The sequence below is a fragment of the uncultured Agitococcus sp. genome, assembly GCF_937920075.1.
Classification (GTDB): domain Bacteria; phylum Pseudomonadota; class Gammaproteobacteria; order Pseudomonadales; family Moraxellaceae; genus Agitococcus.
In genome coordinates, this window is record NZ_CALETI010000471.1 from 1 (window position 1) to 20,106 (window position 20,106).

At 41.1% G+C, this 20,106-nt stretch carries 19 protein-coding genes; 13 read left to right on the plus strand and 6 right to left on the minus strand.

All coding sequences use genetic code 11. The annotated features are described in order from the left end of the window. Nucleotides 1–480 (plus strand): DNA-deoxyinosine glycosylase (locus Q0212_RS16025; RefSeq protein WP_297927370.1); only part of this gene is annotated, 480 nt, incomplete at its 5' end. Here Q0212_RS16025 and Q0212_RS16030 read toward each other — a convergent pair. The 3 genes from Q0212_RS16030 to Q0212_RS16040 are packed head-to-tail and all read right to left on the minus strand — an operon-like array spanning nucleotide 464 to nucleotide 1,950. Next, nucleotides 464–1,126, minus strand: coding sequence for an MIP/aquaporin family protein (locus tag Q0212_RS16030; protein WP_297927372.1), 663 nt, complete (start codon nucleotides 1,124–1,126; stop codon nucleotides 464–466). The genes Q0212_RS16025 and Q0212_RS16030 overlap by 17 nt on opposite strands. Next, a complete protein-coding gene (locus Q0212_RS16035) occupies nucleotides 1,123–1,623 on the minus strand; it encodes an arsenate reductase ArsC (RefSeq protein ID WP_297927374.1) in 501 nt (166 codons plus the stop codon). Before Q0212_RS16035 ends, Q0212_RS16030 begins: the two co-directional genes overlap by 4 nt. Before the next feature lie 9 nt (nucleotides 1,624–1,632). Continuing rightward, the gene (locus tag Q0212_RS16040; protein WP_297927376.1) at nucleotides 1,633–1,950 is read right to left on the minus strand and encodes a helix-turn-helix transcriptional regulator; all 318 of its coding nucleotides are present in this window, start codon (nucleotides 1,948–1,950) and stop codon (nucleotides 1,633–1,635) included. Nucleotides 1,951–2,183: 233 nt separating this feature from the next. On the opposite strand from Q0212_RS16040, the gene Q0212_RS16045 reads away from it, so the two are divergent. Then, a complete protein-coding gene (locus tag Q0212_RS16045; protein WP_297927378.1) occupies nucleotides 2,184–2,873 on the plus strand; it encodes an START domain-containing protein in 690 nt (229 codons plus the stop codon). Nucleotides 2,874–3,059: 186 nt separating this feature from the next. Next, nucleotides 3,060–4,667: an NAD(P)/FAD-dependent oxidoreductase gene (locus tag Q0212_RS16050; RefSeq protein ID WP_297927379.1), complete on the plus strand. Its 1,608-nt coding sequence runs from the start codon at nucleotides 3,060–3,062 to the stop codon at nucleotides 4,665–4,667. Here the strand turns inward: Q0212_RS16050 and Q0212_RS16055 are convergent. Together Q0212_RS16055 and Q0212_RS16060 are read right to left on the minus strand one after the other, a co-directional pair. Further along, the gene (locus Q0212_RS16055; protein ID WP_297927381.1) at nucleotides 4,662–5,300 is read right to left on the minus strand and encodes a response regulator transcription factor; all 639 of its coding nucleotides are present in this window, start codon (nucleotides 5,298–5,300) and stop codon (nucleotides 4,662–4,664) included. The two genes, Q0212_RS16050 and Q0212_RS16055, sit on opposite strands and share 6 nt — an antisense overlap. Before the next feature lie 8 nt (nucleotides 5,301–5,308). Further along, nucleotides 5,309–7,249, minus strand: coding sequence for a type IV pili methyl-accepting chemotaxis transducer N-terminal domain-containing protein (locus Q0212_RS16060; RefSeq protein WP_297927383.1), 1,941 nt, complete (start codon nucleotides 7,247–7,249; stop codon nucleotides 5,309–5,311). Nucleotides 7,250–7,432: 183 nt separating this feature from the next. On the opposite strand from Q0212_RS16060, the gene Q0212_RS16065 reads away from it, so the two are divergent. Genes Q0212_RS16065 through Q0212_RS16105 form a run of 9 tightly spaced genes read left to right on the plus strand, consistent with a single transcriptional unit; the run spans nucleotide 7,433 to nucleotide 18,420 of the window. Further along, the gene (locus Q0212_RS16065; RefSeq protein WP_297927385.1) at nucleotides 7,433–8,668 is read left to right on the plus strand and encodes a nitrate/nitrite transporter; all 1,236 of its coding nucleotides are present in this window, start codon (nucleotides 7,433–7,435) and stop codon (nucleotides 8,666–8,668) included. A gap of 12 nt (nucleotides 8,669–8,680) precedes the next feature. Then, a complete protein-coding gene (locus Q0212_RS16070) occupies nucleotides 8,681–10,066 on the plus strand; it encodes a NarK family nitrate/nitrite MFS transporter (protein WP_297927387.1) in 1,386 nt (461 codons plus the stop codon). A gap of 15 nt (nucleotides 10,067–10,081) precedes the next feature. Then, on the plus strand, nucleotides 10,082–13,831 hold the full coding sequence (locus Q0212_RS16075; RefSeq protein ID WP_297927389.1) for a nitrate reductase subunit alpha: 3,750 nt from the start codon (nucleotides 10,082–10,084) through the stop codon (nucleotides 13,829–13,831). Then, nucleotides 13,831–15,354: a nitrate reductase subunit beta gene (gene narH, locus Q0212_RS16080; RefSeq protein ID WP_297927391.1), complete on the plus strand. Its 1,524-nt coding sequence runs from the start codon at nucleotides 13,831–13,833 to the stop codon at nucleotides 15,352–15,354. The genes Q0212_RS16075 and narH overlap by 1 nt, the downstream gene beginning before the upstream one ends. Beyond that, entirely contained in the window at nucleotides 15,347–16,000 is a 654-nt protein-coding gene (narJ, locus tag Q0212_RS16085) for a nitrate reductase molybdenum cofactor assembly chaperone (RefSeq protein WP_297927393.1), read from the plus strand. Before narH ends, narJ begins: the two co-directional genes overlap by 8 nt. A gap of 1 nt (nucleotide 16,001) precedes the next feature. Beyond that, complete coding sequence (gene narI, locus Q0212_RS16090; protein WP_297927395.1) at nucleotides 16,002–16,697, plus strand: respiratory nitrate reductase subunit gamma; 696 nt, start codon at nucleotides 16,002–16,004, stop codon at nucleotides 16,695–16,697. Nucleotides 16,698–16,709: 12 nt separating this feature from the next. After that, complete coding sequence (locus Q0212_RS16095) at nucleotides 16,710–17,174, plus strand: hypothetical protein (RefSeq protein WP_297927397.1); 465 nt, start codon at nucleotides 16,710–16,712, stop codon at nucleotides 17,172–17,174. 15 nt (nucleotides 17,175–17,189) lie between these two features. Then, nucleotides 17,190–17,858 (plus strand): iron-sulfur cluster repair protein YtfE, encoded by a 669-nt coding sequence (gene ytfE / locus Q0212_RS16100; RefSeq protein WP_297927399.1) that lies wholly within the window; start codon nucleotides 17,190–17,192, stop codon nucleotides 17,856–17,858. Nucleotide 17,859: 1 nt separating this feature from the next. Continuing rightward, nucleotides 17,860–18,420 (plus strand): DapH/DapD/GlmU-related protein, encoded by a 561-nt coding sequence (locus Q0212_RS16105; protein ID WP_297927401.1) that lies wholly within the window; start codon nucleotides 17,860–17,862, stop codon nucleotides 18,418–18,420. Nucleotides 18,421–18,438: 18 nt separating this feature from the next. On the opposite strand, the gene Q0212_RS16110 is transcribed toward Q0212_RS16105, so the two are convergent. Continuing rightward, nucleotides 18,439–18,945 (minus strand): CBS domain-containing protein, encoded by a 507-nt coding sequence (locus tag Q0212_RS16110; RefSeq protein WP_297927403.1) that lies wholly within the window; start codon nucleotides 18,943–18,945, stop codon nucleotides 18,439–18,441. A gap of 258 nt (nucleotides 18,946–19,203) precedes the next feature. On the opposite strand from Q0212_RS16110, the gene gpmI reads away from it, so the two are divergent. Continuing rightward, nucleotides 19,204–20,106 (plus strand): 2,3-bisphosphoglycerate-independent phosphoglycerate mutase (gene gpmI / locus Q0212_RS16115; protein ID WP_297927405.1); only part of this gene is annotated, 903 nt, incomplete at its 3' end.

Here is a 20,106-nt window from a genome sequence, read left to right on the forward strand (position 1 = left end):
GGCTTTCCACCAATTGCGAGTGTCCATAGTCACGTGTTGATTTTGGGCAGTATGCCCAGCCTCGCTTCCTTACAAGCACAACAGTATTATGCCCATCCACGTAATGCCTTTTGGCCAATTCAGCAAGCATTATGGGGTATAAGCGCACAAGCGTCTTATGCGGAACGTGTGCAAATTTTGCAAGCAAAAGGCGTGGCGGTGTGGGATGTGCTGGCCTCTTGTAAACGTAAAGGCAGTTTGGATAGTGCGATTGAAGGTGATTCGGTGATAGTTAATGATTTTGAAGGCTTTTTTGCTGAATATCAGCAGATAAAAGCGATATTTTTTAATGGCGCAACCGCCGAAAATTATTTTAAAAAATATGTGTTGCTTAAGCCATCATTGGTTTTTCAGCGTTTGCCATCAACCAGTCCTGCTCATGCGAGTTTGTCGTTTGAGCAAAAACTGGCTAAATGGCAACAGATTAAGCATTATGTTTAGGCCATAACCAATCACTAAACACCTGACTACTTTTAGCCGCGATGAGTTGTGAACAGATAAATAAAGGGGCATCTACAGGGCGAATGCCTGCAAAAGTATCAGTTAAGGTGCGCGCAACGGTGACCGCAGGATTGGCAAACGAGGTAGAAGCAGTAAACCAATAGGCACTGACAATGTATAACGCCACTGCCATAGGCGTGATTTTAGGTTGTTGTCGGCTGGTGGCAATAATCACCATAATCAGGCCAAAAGTAGCGACAAACTCACTGACATACTGGCCAAATCCTGTACGCTCATGGTTTGACAGCATCAGTATCGGCTGATTAAACATGGCGTGCGCTAACCATACGCCCAACACCGCGCCAATCAATTGTACTATGCTGTAAGATAGCGCTTGTTTTGCATTCAGTTGTTGTTGCCAATAACAAACCCACGTCACCGCAGGATTAAAATGCGCGCCTGAAATGCCGCCAAAGCACCAAATTAACACCACTAAACCTGCGCCTGTTGCCAACGCATTAGCCAACAACGCAACGGCAATATTGCCTTGGGCTAATTGTTCGGCCATGATGCCAGAGCCAACCACAATCGCCAATAACAGTGCCGTTCCCAAGCCTTCCGCCACTAATATCCGAGCCTGAGTCATGGTGCTTGCTCACCAATGTCACGCATGGCTTGCGCGAGTTCTGACTTAGTGAGTGTCGCCAGTGGCAAGGCTATTAAGCGTTGAATACGGCGATAAATTTGCTGATAAATTTCATCAAAAGCACGTTGTTTGTCGTCATCTGAACCTTCAACCGCCGCAGGGTCGCTAAAGCCCCAATGAATGGTATAAGGATGACCCAACCATAAGGGACAAACCTCTCCAGCAGCGTTATCACAAACCGTCAAAATAAAATCCATGACAGGCGCATCAGGTACAGCAAATTCGTCCCAACTTTTACTGCGTAAACCTTTAGTATTAAAGCCTTGATTGGCTAATTGTTGAATGGCAAACGGATTAACGCGGCCTGTGGGTTTGCTGCCTGCGCTAAAGGTTTGAAATTGACCATTGCTTAATTCGCGTAAAGCAACTTCAGTCATGACACTGCGTGCCGAATTGCCTGTACATAACACTAAAACTTGATAACTAGGATGATTCATAAAATAATCTCATTTATTACAATTGCTTAATGCACAAGGCTGACCTTGGCAGCAGTTATCGGTTAAAAAATCCATTAAGTTTTTCATTTGCGACAGATTGGCTTTATAAAAAATAAAACGGCCTTGTTGTTGTGCTTCGATAAGGCCTGCATGACTGAGTTCTTTAAGATGAAAAGATAAGGTTGCACCCGCCATGCCGCCTAATGCCTCGCTGATTTTACTGACAGGTAAACCTGTTTCGCCTTGCTGTACTAATAAGCGAAAAATAGTTAATCGAGAGTCTTGAGCGAGTGCCGCAAGCAGTTGAACGGCTGATTTGTTTTCCATGGTATTTGCCAAACCAAAATTTTAGTAAATTTTACTATATTTCTAGAAATATAGAAATAAAACTCAAGCTAGTTGTTTAACAAAATATGCTGTTTTTTAACCATTTGTCGCTCTTTAAGCGTCGTTTATCGTGTGTATTGGTTAAAAGTAGGGTTGTTAGGCTGTTTTTATAAAAGTGTCATTAATTACTTGTAGATTGATCTTTGCCGATAACTGGTTTGGAGGGCATGGTCATGAGACATTTGTTTTTTGTACTATTAGCTATGTTTAGTATAGCTGTTTATGCAGATAAAGAAGACCTACAAAGCCTACAAAAACAACAAAACGATTGGTATGTGGTAAAACAGGATAACACTCGTCATATAACGACTTATGCCAAATTTGAGGATGGCAAAAAACTGCGTTCCTTTAAAATAGAAGCAACGGTTGATGCATCATTAGCAACTCTGGCAAGTATTCATTTTGATATTGCGAATATTAAAAAATGGTATTGGGAAACCCTGGAGTCCAAATTAATTAACAAAATCTCAGATACCGAATATTTATATTATATGCAATTTAACACCCCTTTGGCACCAGATAGGGATGTGGTGATTCATGCTAAAGTTCAACCTTTTCAAGATGTTATTCACCCTTATTTGTTGTTGCAATTACGTGCTGCCCCATCAGCATTGCCTGTCCCCAAAAACTTTACCCGTGTGAGTGCATTTGATATGGATATAAAATTTACGCCATTAGTTGATGGAAAAACTAAAATGGAAGTACAAGGCTATATTGATCCTTCGGGTGAGTTGCCTGCATGGACAGTCAATTTATTTCAGCGTCAAGCACCTTATTCGACGATGCTTGGCTTATATAGAATGATTCAAAAGCCAGAATATACACATAATAAAATACCTTTAGCGTTTACTTATATGCGTTGATGGTTTTTTCTGGTGCAAGCTCTCTAAATTTAGGGAGCTTTTTTGCACCCACAATCAAAACGTCAATAGCCCCTATTTAAAAAATAAAAAAATCTAGGTGTTATTTGACTGGCTAAGCTAAAATTACTTTCTTGAAATTTTAGCTTGTACCACTGATTTGTGGGTATTTTTTAGACTGGACACCCCATGTTACGCCTCACCGAATTACGTTTACCTATTGATCATCAACCCGAAGCCATTAAAACGGCGATTGCTAAAAAGCTTGCTATTTCTGAGGCCGATATTCAACACATTCATATTCATAAACGTAGTTATGATGCGCGTAAAGTCAGTCAAATCGTCTTGATTTATATTGTTGATCTTGAGGTTAACAATGAAGCCAAACTATTGGCTAAGTTTAAAAATGATCCTCATGTACAAGCATCACCTGATATGGCCTATAAGTTTGTTGCTCAAGCACCAACCATGTTAACAGAGCGACCGATTATTGTCGGTTTTGGCCCGTGTGGTATTTTGGCGGCTTTAGTCTTGGCACAAATGGGTTTTAAACCGATTGTGTTAGAACGTGGCAAAGAAGTGCGCCAACGCACCAAAGACACATGGGGTTTATGGCGTAAAAATATCCTCAATCCCGAATCGAATGTTCAGTTTGGTGAAGGTGGGGCAGGCACGTTTTCTGATGGTAAGTTATATAGCCAAATCAAAGACCCCCGTCATTTAGGTCGTAAAGTCTTGGATGAGTTTGTCAAAGCAGGTGCACCTGAAGAAATTTTGTATATCAGCAAACCACATATTGGCACATTTAAATTGGTAACGATGGTCGAAACCATACGCCAAACCATTGAGTCTTTAGGTGGAGAAATTCGTTTTCAGCAAAAAGTGGTTGATGTGTTGATTGATAATGGCCAAATACGTGGCGTGCGTTTAGAAAATGGTGAAGAGTTACATAGCCGTCATGTGGTGATGGCGCTAGGACATAGTGCGCGTGATACTTTTACCATGTTGCATGAACGTGGTGTGTATATGGAAGCCAAACCGTTTTCTATTGGTTTTCGCATCGAACATCCACAAGGCATGATTGACCGTTGTCGTTTTGGCAAATTTGCAGGACATCCTTTATTGGGGGCAGCCGATTATAAAATTGTACATCACGCCAAAAATGGTCGTGCCGTTTATAGCTTTTGTATGTGTCCTGGTGGCACAGTGGTGGCGGCAACCTCTGAGCCTAATCGAGTGGTTACCAATGGCATGAGCCAATATTCGCGTAATGAACGTAATGCCAATTCTGGCCTTGTAGTTGACATTCAGCCTAGCGATTTTGGCGATAGCTCACCACTTGCAGGTATTGCCTTTCAACGCATTTGGGAGTCCAAAGCCTTTGAATTGGGCGGTGGTACTTATGCTGCACCCGCACAATTAGTGGGAGATTTTTTGGCAGGGCGTCCATCAACCAAGGTTGGAACAGTTGAACCTTCTTATAAGCCAGCAGTGAATTGGTGTGATTTAAGCTCAGCCTTACCTGAGTATGTGATTACCGCTATGCGTGAGGCTTTGCCAGAATTTGACAAAAAAATCAAAGGTTATGCCATGCATGATGCGGTATTAACAGGGGTTGAAACCCGTACCTCATCGCCATTACGCATCACCCGTAACGAGCATTACCAAAGCTTGAATGTCAAAGGCTTATTCCCTGCTGGTGAAGGAGCAGGCTATGCAGGCGGTATTTTGTCTGCTGGTGTTGATGGCATTAAAGTGGCTGAAGCTGTTGCTTTGAGTATAACTCAAAATTTATGATATATGCGGATGTTGACTCGCATAAACAGCGGCTTGCACACGACTGCTTAAGTTAAGTTTGCGTAAAATACTTTGTATATGAAACTTAACTGTACTTTCACCAATATCAAGTTTACGAGCAATTTCCTTATTACTTTGTCCTGACGAAACAAGTTTTAAAACTTCTTTTTCGCGCAGAGAGAGTTGCTCTTTTTCTTCAGTCTCTTCTTTTTTGTTTTGTCGTAAACCAGCAACTAATGTAGAGGTCATTTCGGGCTGAATGGCCGTGCCTCCTTGTGCAACAAGCCGAATAGCATTGACAAGATAGTCAACATTGCTATTTTTGAGTAAATAGCCTTTTGCACCTAATTGCAATGCTTTTAATAAGTCTTCGGCTTCTTCAGAGAGAGTAAGCATAATTACCAGTTGTTGATGGCTATCTTCTAACATGAGTTTTAGCACTTCTAAACCTGATAAACCTGGCATATTTAAGTCTAATAAAACAATATCGGGTTTCAGTATTTGACAAAGTTTAAGTGCTTCAGAACCTTCGCCAGCTTCACCAACGACATCAATATCCTCTTGGCTTGCTAACAATGCTCGAATGCCACTTCTAAATAAAGTATGGTCATCGACTAATAAAATACGTGTCATAAGAACTCCTAAGCATTTTGTCGTTGATTTTGGCTTAGATGAAGTTTAATTGTTGTGCCAATCATGGGAGTAGATTCAATGTCTAATTGAGCATTAATGCGTTTTGCTCGCTCAGCCATAATTTTTAATCCTATGTGTTGATGATGGCTAGATTGTACTTCTTCTGGGTTAAAGCCAATACCATCATCATTGATTAAAATATCAACATCGGCATGATTGATAATGTTGATATTGATGTGTTTAGCTTGTGCATGTTTGCGAATATTTGATAAGGCTTCTTGAATAATAAACAGAATTTGTAGCCGTTCGTTGTTAGCCAAGGGTTTACCTAAGTTATCTAATTTAAGTGTTACGGGAATATTGGTTTGTTCACTAAAGCGTCGAATAATGGCATTAATAGCCACTTCAAGTTGACTATCATCATAACGACTACGAAAGTTGCTCATTAGCTCGCGTAAGTCTTCATAACCTTGTTGTACACCTGTTTGCAGTAGAGGGATGATAGTATTAATTTGTTGATTGTTTTGCTGTTTAACTGCTGTTTGTAATAACTGAAGTTGTATGTTCAGGAAACTTAAACTTTGTACAATACTATCGTGTAAGCCTTGAGCAACCAAATTACGCTCTTCAAAAACGGCAAGTTCTTTTTCTTTGCCTGTTAATCTTTGATTATCAATCGCTATTCCTAATTGTTGTCCTAGGGTTTCTAATAACAAAATTTCTTCTGCACTAATTTCGCGCTCTTCACTAAAATGCAAATTGAAAATACCTTGATTTTTATCTGCCGTTTGAATTGGAATTGCTAAAACCATTTTGAAGCCTGCGGCTAAACAATGGGAGAAATGTGGAGAAAAGTGTTGATTCAGATTGTTAATCGCAGTTTTGGCTTGTTCGGCCGCTTTAGTACAAAAACAGCTACCTAATTGTTGGCATTGCATTTGTTGTGATAAAGAGGGCGGAATGCCTTCATCAACAACGCTGTAAATTTTATTGGCCGTTTTATCAATTAAACGTACGCTACCCCCTGTGGCATTAAACTCAAGCATTAAACGTTGCAAAAAATGTCGAGATAATTCTTCTAAAGAATGGTGTTGGTTGAGTTTTTGGCTAAAGTCATAAAGTACAGATAAATAACGATTTTTTTTGGCTATACTTTCGGTTTTTTCATTAACACGCTGTTCTAGATTGTTGTAAAGTTGCTGTAATTGATTAGCCATTGCATTAAAACCAGCACTTAATTGGGCAAATTCATCTTCTCCTTCGATGGTTAAACGTACCGAAAAATCTCCGTTATACATTTGTTGTATGCCTTGATGTAGGCTATTGACGGGTCTAATAATCATTAAATTTAATAAAATAATCATGACTAATGTGCCAATAAAAGCCATAAAAATCAACATCATCTGTGATGAACGTAACCAAAAAGTTTGGCGAGCATATTCTTCTTCGATAAGGTTAACCGTTTGATAAATTTGTTCTACAAACAGATTTGTTTGTGTTAACCAAATTTGGGCTTGTTGTGGGTTTAAATGTTTGTATTGTTGTACATTACTTAAAAAGGGAACAAATTGCTGTTGCCATGTTCGTTCTAATATCGTGAGTTGTTGTTGAATTTGCCGTTGCCTTGGTAAAAATAAAGGTCGTTGGGGGTCGCCTTTGCGTAATTCCGCCAGTGTAATTTCAAATTGTTGTTGAATAGTTTTGACTTCAGCTAATTGTTGTGGCGTAAAAGATCGGTCCTGATTTGTTTGATTAAGTAAGGCGGCTATTTTCCATGCTCTCATTCTTAAACTGCCACTGTCATTAATGGCTGCCGCCGCACCCTCTAATTGCCATGATAACCATAAGGTATAACCAATTGCTAATAAAGCAACACATAATGCAGCCAATAACATGGCTGTGACTTTGGTGGTTAATCGTGTTTTAAGATTGTTAATAATTGTTGGCATAAAAAGAAATATTGTAGGCAGTTTATTGTTTATTCCAGCACAGTTTAGCTTGCACTAAACCTAGTCTAAAGGCTAGGTCTTGCCTCTTCTTTTAGATACACCTCGCTATGCGTTTGACCGATAACCTTACAAATGTAATGGGTTTACTCTTGGTATAGCTCCTAAAAAGGCGGATTGCTAAAAATGGTCTCAGAAAACAAACAAAAATATTCGGTATTAATAGTTAGCACATTGGCTTTTACGGTGTGTTTTATGACATGGATGATGTTTGGGGTAATTGGAATACCTATCAAAAAAATGTTGTCGTTAAATGCCACTGAGTTTGGTTTGTTAACAGCGACACCTGTATTAACTGGCTCATTATCAAGGATTTTTTTGGGGGCATGGACGGATAAATATGGTGGTCGTATCGTTTTATTTATTTTGATGCTGAGCTGTGTCATTCCTATTTATTTAATTAGTTATGCCACTGAGTATTGGCAATTCTTGGTATTGGGGCTGTTTGTTGGTTTAGCAGGTGGCAGTTTTTCGGTGGGAACTCCCTATGTGGCTCGTTGGTTTGAAAAAAGTCAACAAGGTTTTGCGATGGGGGTTTTTGGTGCAGGTAACTCAGGAGCTGCGGTTAACAAATTTATTGCCCCTGTGTTGGTGGTTTCTTTTGGTTGGGCTTTTGTGCCACAGGTTTATGCCGCCATTTTATTAGTTACTGCCATTTTGTTTTGGTTTTTTAGCTATAGCAACCCTAATCATTTAGTGGGTAAGTCGGTGACATTGCGTGAGCAATTAGTCGTTCTTAAAGACCCACGTGTTTGGAAGTATTGCCAATTTTATTCCATTGTTTTTGGCGGTTATGTTGCTTTGGCATTATGGATGGTGCAGTACTACGTGGGTGAATATGGTTTTGATATGAAACATGCAGCATTGTTAGCGGCCTGTTTTTCCTTACCAGGTGGTGTATTGCGTGCTGTAGGCGGCTGGCTATCTGACAAATACGGCGCACATCAAGTAACTTGGTGGGTGTTGTGGGTATCTTGGGTTTGTTTGTTTTTATTGTCTTATCCACAAACCGATTTCACCATCAAAACGGTTGATGGCACAACAACTTTTCATATTGGTTTAAATGTTTGGGTCTTTACCGCGCTCATGGGTGTCGTGGGTGTGGCATGGGCGTTTGGTAAGGCCTCCGTCTTTAAATATATCAGTGATGAATTTCCTAGCAATATCGGTGCGGTTTCTGGCGTGGTTGGTTTAGCAGGTGGCTTGGGCGGTTTTGTGTTGCCAATTATGTTTGGTGCATTACAAGACATCACTGGTATTCGTTCTACTTGTTTTATGTTGCTGTATGGCGTGGTTTGGGTGTCCTTAATTTGGATGTATCTCACCGAAGTTCGTCGTATGGATTTAATGAAAGTCCATTAAGGAGCAATTTTTATGTCTTCTAAAGTATTACAACAATGGGAACCTGAAAATCCACAATTTTGGCAAAAATCGGGTCATGCCATTGCAAATCGAAATTTGTGGATTTCTATTCCTTGCTTATTTTTAGCGTTTGCTGTGTGGATGGTGTGGAGTATGGTCGTAGTTAAATTACCAGATGTTGGCTTTAACTACACTAAAAACCAATTGTTTTGGTTAACCGCCTTGCCAGCATTGTCAGGTGCAACATTAAGGATTTTTTATTCCTTTTTAGTGCCTGTGTTTGGTGGTCGTCGTTGGACAGCTCTTTCGACTGCGTCGTTATTATTTCCAGCAGTCGGGATTGGTTATGCTGTTCAAGACCCAAATACCCCTTATCCAACCATGATGTTATTAGCTTTATTATGTGGTTTAGGTGGCGGTAATTTTTCTTCTTCAATGTCTAATATCAACTTCTTTTTTCCTAAAGCAGAGAAGGGATATGCCCTTGGTATGAATGCAGGTTTAGGCAATTTAGGTGTGTCAGCGATGCAGTTTATTGTCCCAATTGTGATGACAATGGGAATTTTTGGTGCATTAGGTGGTGATCCGCAGTCTTTTGTCAAAGAGGGAGTGACTAAAGATATTTGGTTGCAAAACGCAGGATTTGTTTGGGTGCCTTTTATTACTTTATCTGCCATTGCTGCTTGGTTTGGCATGAATGATATTGCTTCAGCCAAAGCTTCTTTTTCTGAGCAATCAGTCATTTTTAAACGTAAACATAACTGGTTAATGTGTTGGTTGTATTTGGGGACTTTTGGCTCGTTTATTGGTTTTTCTGCTGGCTTTCCCTTGTTAATTAAAGGTCAATTTCCTGATGTTGACCCAACAAAATTAGCTTTCTTAGGCCCTTTAGTTGGTGCAATTGCACGACCAATTGGCGGTTGGGTCGCTGATAAATTAGGTGGTGCTCGTGTTACTTTTTGGGTATTTGCCTTAATGATGGTTGCGGTAGGAGCGGTGATTAATTTTATGCCACAAGATGGCTCGGCTGGTAATTTTACAGGCTTTTTTATTGCATTTTTATGTTTGTTTGCGCTGACTGGCGTAGGCAATGCCTCAACATTCCGCATGATTCCTGTGATTTTTTTAACTCAACATGAGCGCATGGCTCAGGGCAACAAACAAATTAGTCGTGAGCAGGTCTTGCAACAAGCCAATAAAGAAGCCGCAGCCGTATTGGGCTTTTCTGGTGCTATTGGTGCTTATGGCGGATTTTTTGTGCCAAAAAGTTATGGTACTGCTATCGCTTTAACAGGATCACCATTAGCCGCACTTTATACCTTTATTGTGTTTTATGCGGTGTGTTTAGTGGTTACTTGGTGGTTTTATAGCCGCAAAGATGCCGAAATGCCTTGCTAATTTTGGAGAAAAATAATGAGTCACTTTTTAGATAGATTGTTGTTTTTTAAACAACAAAAAGAGTCTTTTAGCAATGGGCATGGCGTTAAGACTGAAGAAAACCGTCAATGGGAAAATGCCTACCGTAATCGTTGGTCACATGACAAAGTGGTGCGCTCTACACATGGCGTAAATTGTACTGGCTCGTGTAGTTGGAAGATTTATGTCAAAAATGGCTTGGTGACTTGGGAAACACAGCAAACCGATTATCCGCGTACTCGTCCAGATTTACCCAATCATGAGCCGCGTGGTTGTGCACGTGGTGCATCCTATAGTTGGTATTTATATAGTGCTAATCGTTTAAAGTATCCGATGATTCGTGGTCGTTTAGTGAAAGCATGGCGCGAAGTGCGGCAGCGTGAAAAAGACCCTGTGAAAGCATGGACTTCCTTGCAACGAGATACGGCAGTGGTTAAAGATTATCAATCACATCGTGGTTTGGGTGGTTTTGTTCGTACTTCATGGGATGAGGTTAACGAAATTATTGCTGCTGCCAATGTTTATACCGCTAAAACCTATGGGCCTGATCGAATCATTGGTTTTTCGCCGATTCCAGCCATGTCTATGGTGTCTTATGCCGCAGGGGCGCGTTATTTGTCACTCATTGGCGGCACTTGCATGAGTTTTTATGATTGGTATTGCGATTTACCACCATCAAGTCCACAAACTTGGGGGGAGCAAACCGATGTTCCAGAATCAGCCGATTGGTATAACTCGGCTTATATTATTGCTTGGGGTTCAAACGTTCCACAAACACGCACACCAGACGCACATTTTTTTACCGAAGTTCGTTACAAAGGTACTAAAACCGTTGCCGTAACGCCTGACTATTCTGAAGTCGCTAAACTAGCAGATATGTGGGTGCACGGCAAACAAGGCACAGACGCCGCTTTGGGTATGGCCTTAGGGCATGTGGTATTAACTGAGCATTACGTTAAACACAAAACACCGTATTTTCAACAATATGCACGACGTTTTACCGATATGCCAATGTTGGTGCGTTTGGTAAAAAAAGATGGCTTATGGGTGGCAGAACGTCAATTAAGAGCTTCTGATTTACCTAATCATGGCGGAGAGAGCAACAATCCAGAATGGAAAACGGTGGCGATTGATAGCCATAGTTTAAAAGTGGTGTTACCTAATGGCTCAATTGGTTCGCGTTGGGGTCAAAAAGGCAAATGGAATTTAGAAGAAAAAACGTTGACTGGTGAAGAGACTGAACTCTTGCTTAGTTTAAAAAATCACCCAGAAAGTGGTGTAGTGAGCGTTGGTTTTCCTTATTTTGGCAATATTCCCCATGAGCATTTTGTTCATACTTCGCATGGTGACATTATTCCGCGTAAAGTGCCTGCCATTACCCTTATCGACAATAACGGCCAAGAAATGTTGGTGGCAACAGTTCATGATTTATTCTTGGCTAATTATGGTGTTGACCAAGGGGTAGGCAGTGAAAATGTTGCACAAAATTATGATGATGACATTCCTTATACGCCTGCATGGCAAGAGCGTATTACAGGTATTCCTCGTGCACAAGTGATTCAATTAGCACAAGAATTTTCCGAAACCGCTCACCTTACCGAAGGTCGTGCGATGGTGATTGTTGGCGCAGGCCTCAACCATTGGTATCACATGGATATGATTTATCGCAGCATTATCAATCTATTGGTGATGTGTGGTTGTGTTGGTAAGTCGGGTGGCGGTTGGTCGCATTATGTGGGTCAAGAAAAGTTACGGCCACAAACAGGTTGGGTACCCTTAGCTTTTGCCACCGATTGGGTGCGTCCACCACGTCAAATGAACTCTACCTCCTTCTTTTATGCTCATACCAATCAATGGCGTTATGAAAAATTGCAAGTGCAAGAAATTCTATCGCCACTGGCTAATGATAGTGAGTGGCGTAATACCAGTTTAATTGATTGTAACGTGCGTGCAGAGCGTATGGGATGGTTGCCTTCTGCACCACAACTTAATGTTAATCCTTTAACCATTAAAGCTTTAGCAGAAAGAGCAGGACGCAATATTCCCGATTATTTAACTGGCGCATTAAAACAAGGCCAAATTAATATGTCTTGTGAAGACCCTGATAATCCTGTCAATTGGCCACGTAATATGTTTATTTGGCGGTCAAATTTGTTGGGTTCTTCGGGTAAAGGTCACGAGTATTTCTTAAAACACTTATTAGGCACACAAAATGGCGTTTTAGGTAAAGATTTAGGTGAAGAAGGTGGACGTAAACCGTCACAAGTAGCTTGGCACGACAAAGCTCCCGAAGGAAAATTGGATTTATTGGTGACACTAGATTTTAGAATGTCCACTACTTGCTTATATTCGGACATCGTATTACCTACCGCAACTTGGTACGAAAAACACGATTTAAATACCTCTGATATGCATCCCTTTATTCATCCTTTGTCAGCAGCCGTTGATCCTGCTTGGGAGTCTCGTACTGATTGGGAAATTTATAAAGGCATTGCGAAACGTTTCTCCGAAGTCTGTGTCGGGCATTTGGGCGTAGAAACAGATGTGGTACTAAACCCAATTCAACATGATACTCCCTTAGAGTTAGCGCAAGCGATTGATGTGAAGGAATGGAAAAAAGGGGAATGTGAACCTATTGCAGGTAAAACCTTGCCGAGTATTGTCACTGTTGAGCGAGATTATCCCAACACTTATGCACGTTTTACCTCAATTGGCCCATTATTAGAAAAATTGGGTAATGGTGGCAAAGGCATTGGCTGGAATACCAAACAGGAAGTGGCATTTTTACGCGAGTTAAATCATACCGTGCCAGATGGAGTAGCCAAAGGCCAACCTTTGTTAGATAGCGCGATTGATGCTGCCGAAATGATTTTGTCTTTAGCCCCAGAAACTAATGGTCATGTAGCAGTTAAAGCATGGGCAGCCTTGTCGGAGTTTACAGGCCGAGACCATAGCCATTTGGCTGTCCCGCGTGAAGATGACCATATTCGTTATCGTGATGTGCAAGCCCAACCGCGCAAAATTATTTCGTCACCCACTTGGTCGGGCATTGAGTCGGAACATGTTAGTTATAACGCAGGTTATACCAATGTCCATGAGTTGATTCCTTGGCGTACTTTAAGTGGTCGTCAACAGTTGTATCAAGATCATCCTTGGATGCGTGCTTTTGGTGAAGAACTGTGTGTTTACAAGCCACCAGTGGATTTAAAAACCATTAAACCTGCTTTAGATAAGTACAGTGATAATCGCAAACAAGTGGTTTTAAACTGGATTACCCCCCATCAAAAATGGGGTATTCACTCTACCTATACCGATAACCTGATTATGCTGACCTTATCGCGTGGTGGGCCTATTGTTTGGGTGAGTGAAATTGACGCCAAAAAAGCTAACATCATCGATAACGATTGGGTTGAAGTTTATAACGTCAATGGCGCATTAACTGCCCGTGCGGTGGTGTCGCAACGCATTCCTGAAGGCGCGATTTTTATGTATCACGCTCAAGAAAAGCTAGTCAACATTCCACTTTCCGAAATCACCCAAAAACGGGGCGGTATTCATAACTCAGTGACCAGAACAGTCACCAAACCGACACACATGATTGGTGGTTATGCCCAACAAGCTTATGGTTTTAACTATTACGGCACCGTGGGTTCTAATCGCGATGAATTTGTCATTTTACGCAAAATGGACAAAGTCGCTTGGGGTAATGAAGGTGATTTAGCCAGTCGTCAGCAGGAGTCAAAATAATGAAAATACGCGCACAAATCGGCATGGTGTTAAACCTCGATAAATGTATTGGCTGCCATACATGCTCGGTGACTTGTAAAAACGTGTGGACATCACGCCAAGGGATGGAATACGCATGGTTTAACAACGTCGAAACCAAACCAGGTATTGGTTATCCTGACGATTGGGAAAATCAAGAGCGTTGGAATGGCGGCTGGGAGCGTTTAAAAAATGGCAAAATTCGGCCTAAATTGGGCGCAAAATGGCGAGTATTAGCGAATATTTTTGCCAATCCTGACTTGCCTCAAATAGACGATTATTACGAGCCATTTACCTTTGATTATAGTCATTTGCAGCAAGCACCCGAATCCAAAGTCACGCCAACGGCGCGTCCTGTTTCGACCATTACTGGCAAAGTCATGGATAAAATCGAAAAAGGGCCAAATTGGGAAGAAATTTTAGGCGGAGAATTTAGCAAACGCTCGGCTGACTATAATTTTCAAGAGGTTCAAAAAGAGATTTATGGTCAATTTGAAAATACATTTATGATGTATTTACCACGTTTATGCGAGCATTGTCTTAATCCTGCTTGTGTGGCTGCTTGTCCAAGTGCGGCTATTTATAAACGTGAAGAAGACGGCATTGTCTTAATCGACCAAGATAAATGTCGTGGTTGGCGGATGTGTGTATCAGCCTGCCCATACAAAAAGATTTATTTTAATTGGGAGTCTGGTAAGTCCGAAAAATGTGTGTTTTGTTATCCACGCATTGAGCAAGGTGAACCAACTGTTTGCTCTGAGACTTGTGTGGGGCGTATTCGTTATTTAGGCGTATTATTGTATGACGCTGATTTAATTGAGCAAGCCGCTAGTACCGAAAACGAAGGCGATTTATATCAAGCTCAATTAAATATGTTTTTAGACCCCAATGACCCTAAAGTCATTGCCGCAGCGAAAGAAGAGGGCATTCCAGACTCTTGGATGGAAGCGGCTCGTCGCTCACCTGTCTACAAAATGGCGATTGATTGGAAAATCGCTTTTCCTTTACATCCAGAATATCGCACCTTGCCCATGGTTTGGTACGTTCCACCATTATCGCCTATTCAAAATGCCCATGCTAAAGGACAAATGGGTACAAATGGTGTGATTCCTGATGTGTCGTCATTGCGTATTCCCTTGCGTTACTTAGCTAATTTATTAACAGGAGGTAACGAAGCACCCGTTAAATTGGCTTTAGAAAGATTGTTAGCGATGCGTGTCTATAAACGTGAGCAGCAAGTCTATCAACAAAAAAACTATCTTGTATTGCGTCAAACAGGGCTTAACGAAGCGATGGTTGAGGAAATGTACCGTTATTTAGCCATTGCCAATTACGAAGACCGTTATGTGATTCCCAGCTCACATCGTGAATATGCAGGCAGAGCGTTTGATGTGCGTTCAAGTTGTGGTTTTAGCTTTGGCAATGGTTGCTCTAATGGTGACAATAAAGTCGATTTGTTTGGCAAACAACGCAAAGCCAATTTGTGGGGAGGCACACATGAATAAGCCCAGTCTAATTTTTAGTGCATTAAGCCATTTATTACTTTATCCAGATGATGTGATGCGTCAACAACTTGGCGAGGTGCGTGACATTCTGCGTGAAGAACGACGTTTATCCGAAGCTACGCGCCGTGCTTTATTAGCCTTTGCCGAGGATTTACAACAAGGAGATGGTTGGGACGTGCAAGAGATGTATGTCAATTTGTTTGATAGAACACGCTCATTATCGTTGCATATTTTTGAACACGTTCATGGCGAATCGCGGGACAGAGGTCAAGCGATGGTGGACTTAATCAATCTTTATCAAGAGCATGGTTTGGTGTTACAGGCCGAAAACCGTGAGTTACCAGACTATGTACCGTTGTTTTTAGAGTTTTTATCAACCTTAGAAACCGATGCTGCTCATGATTTGCTCAAAGAGCCACTCCATGTTTTACAAGCCATAGGCGCGCGTTTACGTCAACGTGATTCGGCGTATGGCTTGATATTTAGTGCCTTAGAGGAGCTAGCAGGTGCGCGTTCTTTAATTGCCACCGAAAACGATGAAGAACAAGACATTGATGAAGCATGGCAAGACGCCGAAGTGCGCTTTTTAGACGCAGCAACGCCTTCTTGTCGTCCACAAACCGCAACAGCAATGCGAGGTGAATAACATGGATCATTTAGCAAATTGGATAAATACCCTATTTTTTGGCATTTATCCTTATATCGCCTTTGCCGTTTTTGCGGTGGGTTGTGTGGTTCGTTTTGATCGTGAGCAATATTCTTGGAAAGCCAGCTCATCTCAGTTATTAGATAAAAGCAGTTTACGCTTAGGCAGTAATTTATTTCATATTGGTGTGCTGTTTATTATTGTGGGGCATTTAGTAGGCTTGTTAACCCCCACCAGTATTTATACTCAATTTATTACCGTGCCACAAAAACAACTATTGGCAATGGTGGCAGGCGGCATTTTTGGCGCATTGTGTTTTACAGGTTTATTGTTGCTCATTACTCGTCGTTTAAACAATCCTCGTTTACGCGAGCATACTCGTTTTTCAGATTGGCTAGTGTTGTGGATGTTGTTTATTCAAGTGTCTTTGGGTTTAAGCACTTTGTTTGTTTCTGCTCAACATTTAGATGGTGGCAGTATGCTTAATTTATCGCATTGGGCGCAGCATATTGTCACTTTTCAACCCAATGCGGCTGATTTTATCAAAGATGAACATTGGCTGTTTAAGGTGCATATTTGGTTAGGATTATCGTTATTTGTTGTTGCACCGTTTAGTCGTTTAGTTCATGTGTTAAGTGCGCCAATTTGGTATGTGTTTAGACCATATCAAGTGGTGAGAAGTCGTTGGACTCGTTAAGAGAGGTGTCACATGCAGCAAGATGTTTATGTTAATCATAAATTAATTCCTGAAGATATGATTGGCCAAGAAATGCAGTATCACCCTGCACAAAGCAAACAAGAAGCATGGCAAAAAGCCGCTGAAGCCTTGGTATTGCGCGAATTGTTATTACAAGAGGCTTTTAAAGAGCATTTAACCGATGTTGATAACGATGAAGCCGAGATTATTGATGCTTTATTGGCAAAAAAAATAGATATCCAAGAACCAAGTCAAGAGGAGTGTTTGGCTTTTTATCAAGCCCAAAAACATAGATTACTCGACAGTGCAGGGCAAATTATTCCCTATTCGCAGTTAGAGCTGCTGATTAAAACCGAATTAGCTGCCCGAACTGGCCGTTTGGCTGTTAAAGACTACTTGCAGACTTTAGTTGAGCAAAGCCAAATTCAAGGCCTTGTTATTGGTCAGACTTGGTTACCTGTGCGTATGATGAACTAATTTGGGGAGACAAACATGGATTATTTACATATACCCGTCGGTCAGATTGCCGCTAAATTATCTGGCTCAACCGCTGTATTTCAAAAATATGGCATTGATTTTTGTTGTGGTGGTAAACAAGTGCTAAATGACGTGTTAAGCAAAAAACGATTAGATGCACCAACTGTGTTACGAGAGTTAATTGCGCTAGAAAAAAATCCTTATCAAGAGCATAAAAATTGGTCAGAAGTTAGTAACGCCGACTTAATTCACCATCTATGTAGTCAGTATCATGATAAACATCGTCAGCAGTTACCAGAGTTAATTCGTTTAGCGGCCAAAGTTGAGCGAGTGCATGGTGAAAAAGCAGATTGTCCACATGGTTTGGCTCAATTACTGAGTGAGACATTAGATGAGTTAGAACAACATATGCTCAAAGAAGAGGAGGTGTTGTTTCCAATGATTGTTCATAATCGTTTAGCTCAAGCCCAAATGCCGATTCATGTTATGGAAAGTGAACACCTAGAACATGGCCAGCGTTTAGAAAAGTTATTGTTATTAACCAATCAAGGTATTCCGCCGAAGGGGGCTTGTAATACATGGCAAGCTTTATATTTGGGTGTACGTAGTTTTGCACAAGATATTATTGAGCATATTCATTTAGAAAACAATGTGTTATTTGCTCGTTGCTTGCAAGGAGATTAACATGTTACGCAAAAATCCACGAGGTGATTGGCCGCAAGTTCATGAAAGTGCCTTTATTGATCCAACAGCGATTTTGTGTGGTCAAGTGATTATTGGTGAAAATGTCTTTATTGGGCCTTATGCCGTGATTAGAGCCGATGAGGTGAATGAAGATGGTGAAATGGAACCGATCGTCATTGGTGCACATTCTAATATTCAAGATGGCGTGGTGATTCACTCTAAAGCGGGTGGTTTGGTGGTGATTGGTGAATATACGTCAATTGCCCATCGTTCAATTATTCATGGCCCTTGCACTATTGGTAGTCATGTGTTTATTGGTTTTAATTCGGTGGTTTATAACGCAACTATTCATGATGAAGTGGTGGTACGCCATAACTGTGTGATTGATAGCCGAGAAATTTTAGCAGGATTGTACGTGCCTTCCTGCCAAAAGGTAAACCACGAAACCGATACACGTTTGCTAAAGCCAGCTTCGGAATATGCTCATGATTTTTCGGAAAGTGTCGCCAAAGCCAATCATAGTCTTGTTCAAGGATATAGAGCGATTCGTAATGAGTTTTAAAAAGGGGCTGATAAGCCCCTAACAATCACAGCTTTGAATCATAGCTGCTAGTAGATTGCTTGTGCTAATCACACCAACGAGTTGCTGATTTTGCTCTACAAACACCCTATGAATACTTTTCTCTAAAAACAATTTTGCTATTGCTAAGATAGAAACGGATTTATCCACAGTAATGATATGTGGCGTCATAATTTGGCTGACAGGGCAATTGATATCAGCATGTAAGACTAATTGTTCTAAATCGTGATGACTGAGTTGATAGTTTGAATATTCCCCATAACAAGACACGCCAATCAGACGTTCTTTTTCTATCGCTGGCAAATTTTCAAAGCGTAAGATGTCACTCATTGTCACGACACCTTTTAGTTCCCCTTGATAATTGGTGACTGGTACACCAGTAATATGATGTTGTGCAAAAAAATCTAACAGCATTTTTACCGACCAAGTGTCATGAGCTGTTAAAACTGGAGTTGTCATAATGTCTTCTGCGATAATTTGGCACAATTGTTTGGAGGCATTGCTCATGATGACGGTCCTTTTAAAATAGGACTGACACCATTTTCTCAAATTAGTGTGTAAGTCCTAGAGAAGAGTAGGGAATTTTTAGTATAGAAGTCTTTTAAATAAGTGATATTAGTCAGATGGCTAGGAGACATTAGGCAAAAGTATAGTCTGAGCGATTAATTTGTCTTTTTTTATCAAGACTTGTCGTAAAAAGCTTAAAAAATAGCGTAACACTGCTAAAATACGCGCCTTATTTTTGGCTGTTATGAGAGTGGTGTTATGCGTAAGCCTTATGTGTTAATTATTTTGGATGGTTTTGGTCACAGCGAAACCTCGGACTCCAATGCAATTAAAGCGGCGCATACGCCTAACTGGCAACAAATTTTACAAGAAAATGCTCATGGTTTAATTTCGGGTTCTGGCGAAGACGTCGGTTTACCTGATGGTCAAATGGGTAACTCCGAAGTCGGTCATATGAATTTAGGAGCAGGACGTATTGTTTATCAAGACTTTACCCGTGTTACCAAGTCGATTCGTGATGGTGATTTTTTTACCAATCCTGTGCTTACCTCTGCCATTGATAAAGCTGTTGCCAATCAAAAAGCGGTGCATATTTGGGGCTTATTATCCGAAGGTGGTGTGCATTCCCACGAAGATCATTTACACGCCATGGTCAAATTGGCGGTTGAGCGTGGTGCACAACAAGTTTATGTTCATGCCTTTTTAGATGGTCGTGATACCCCACCTAAAAGCGCAATGCCTTCCTTAGAAAAAATGGATGCTGCCTTACGTGCTACAGGCAAAGGTCGTATTGCCTCGATTATTGGTCGTTATTATGCAATGGATCGTGATAATCGTTGGGAGCGTGTGGAGCAAGCCTATAGATTAATGACCGAAGGTGTTGCCGAGCGTACTGCACCTACTGCAATGGCAGGTTTAGAAGCCGCTTATGCCGCAGGCGAGAGTGATGAGTTTGTTAAAGCCACCGCGATTATTGGCGAAGGTGAGCAAGCCGCCTTAATTAATGATGGTGATGCGATTGTGTTTATGAACTTCCGTGCTGACCGTGCGCGTGAAATATCTAAAGCCTTTGTTGACCAAGAGTTTACAGGCTTTGAACGTCGTGTCCGTCCGCAGTTAGCCGAATTTGTCATGTTGACCCAATATTCAGCCAAGATCGGA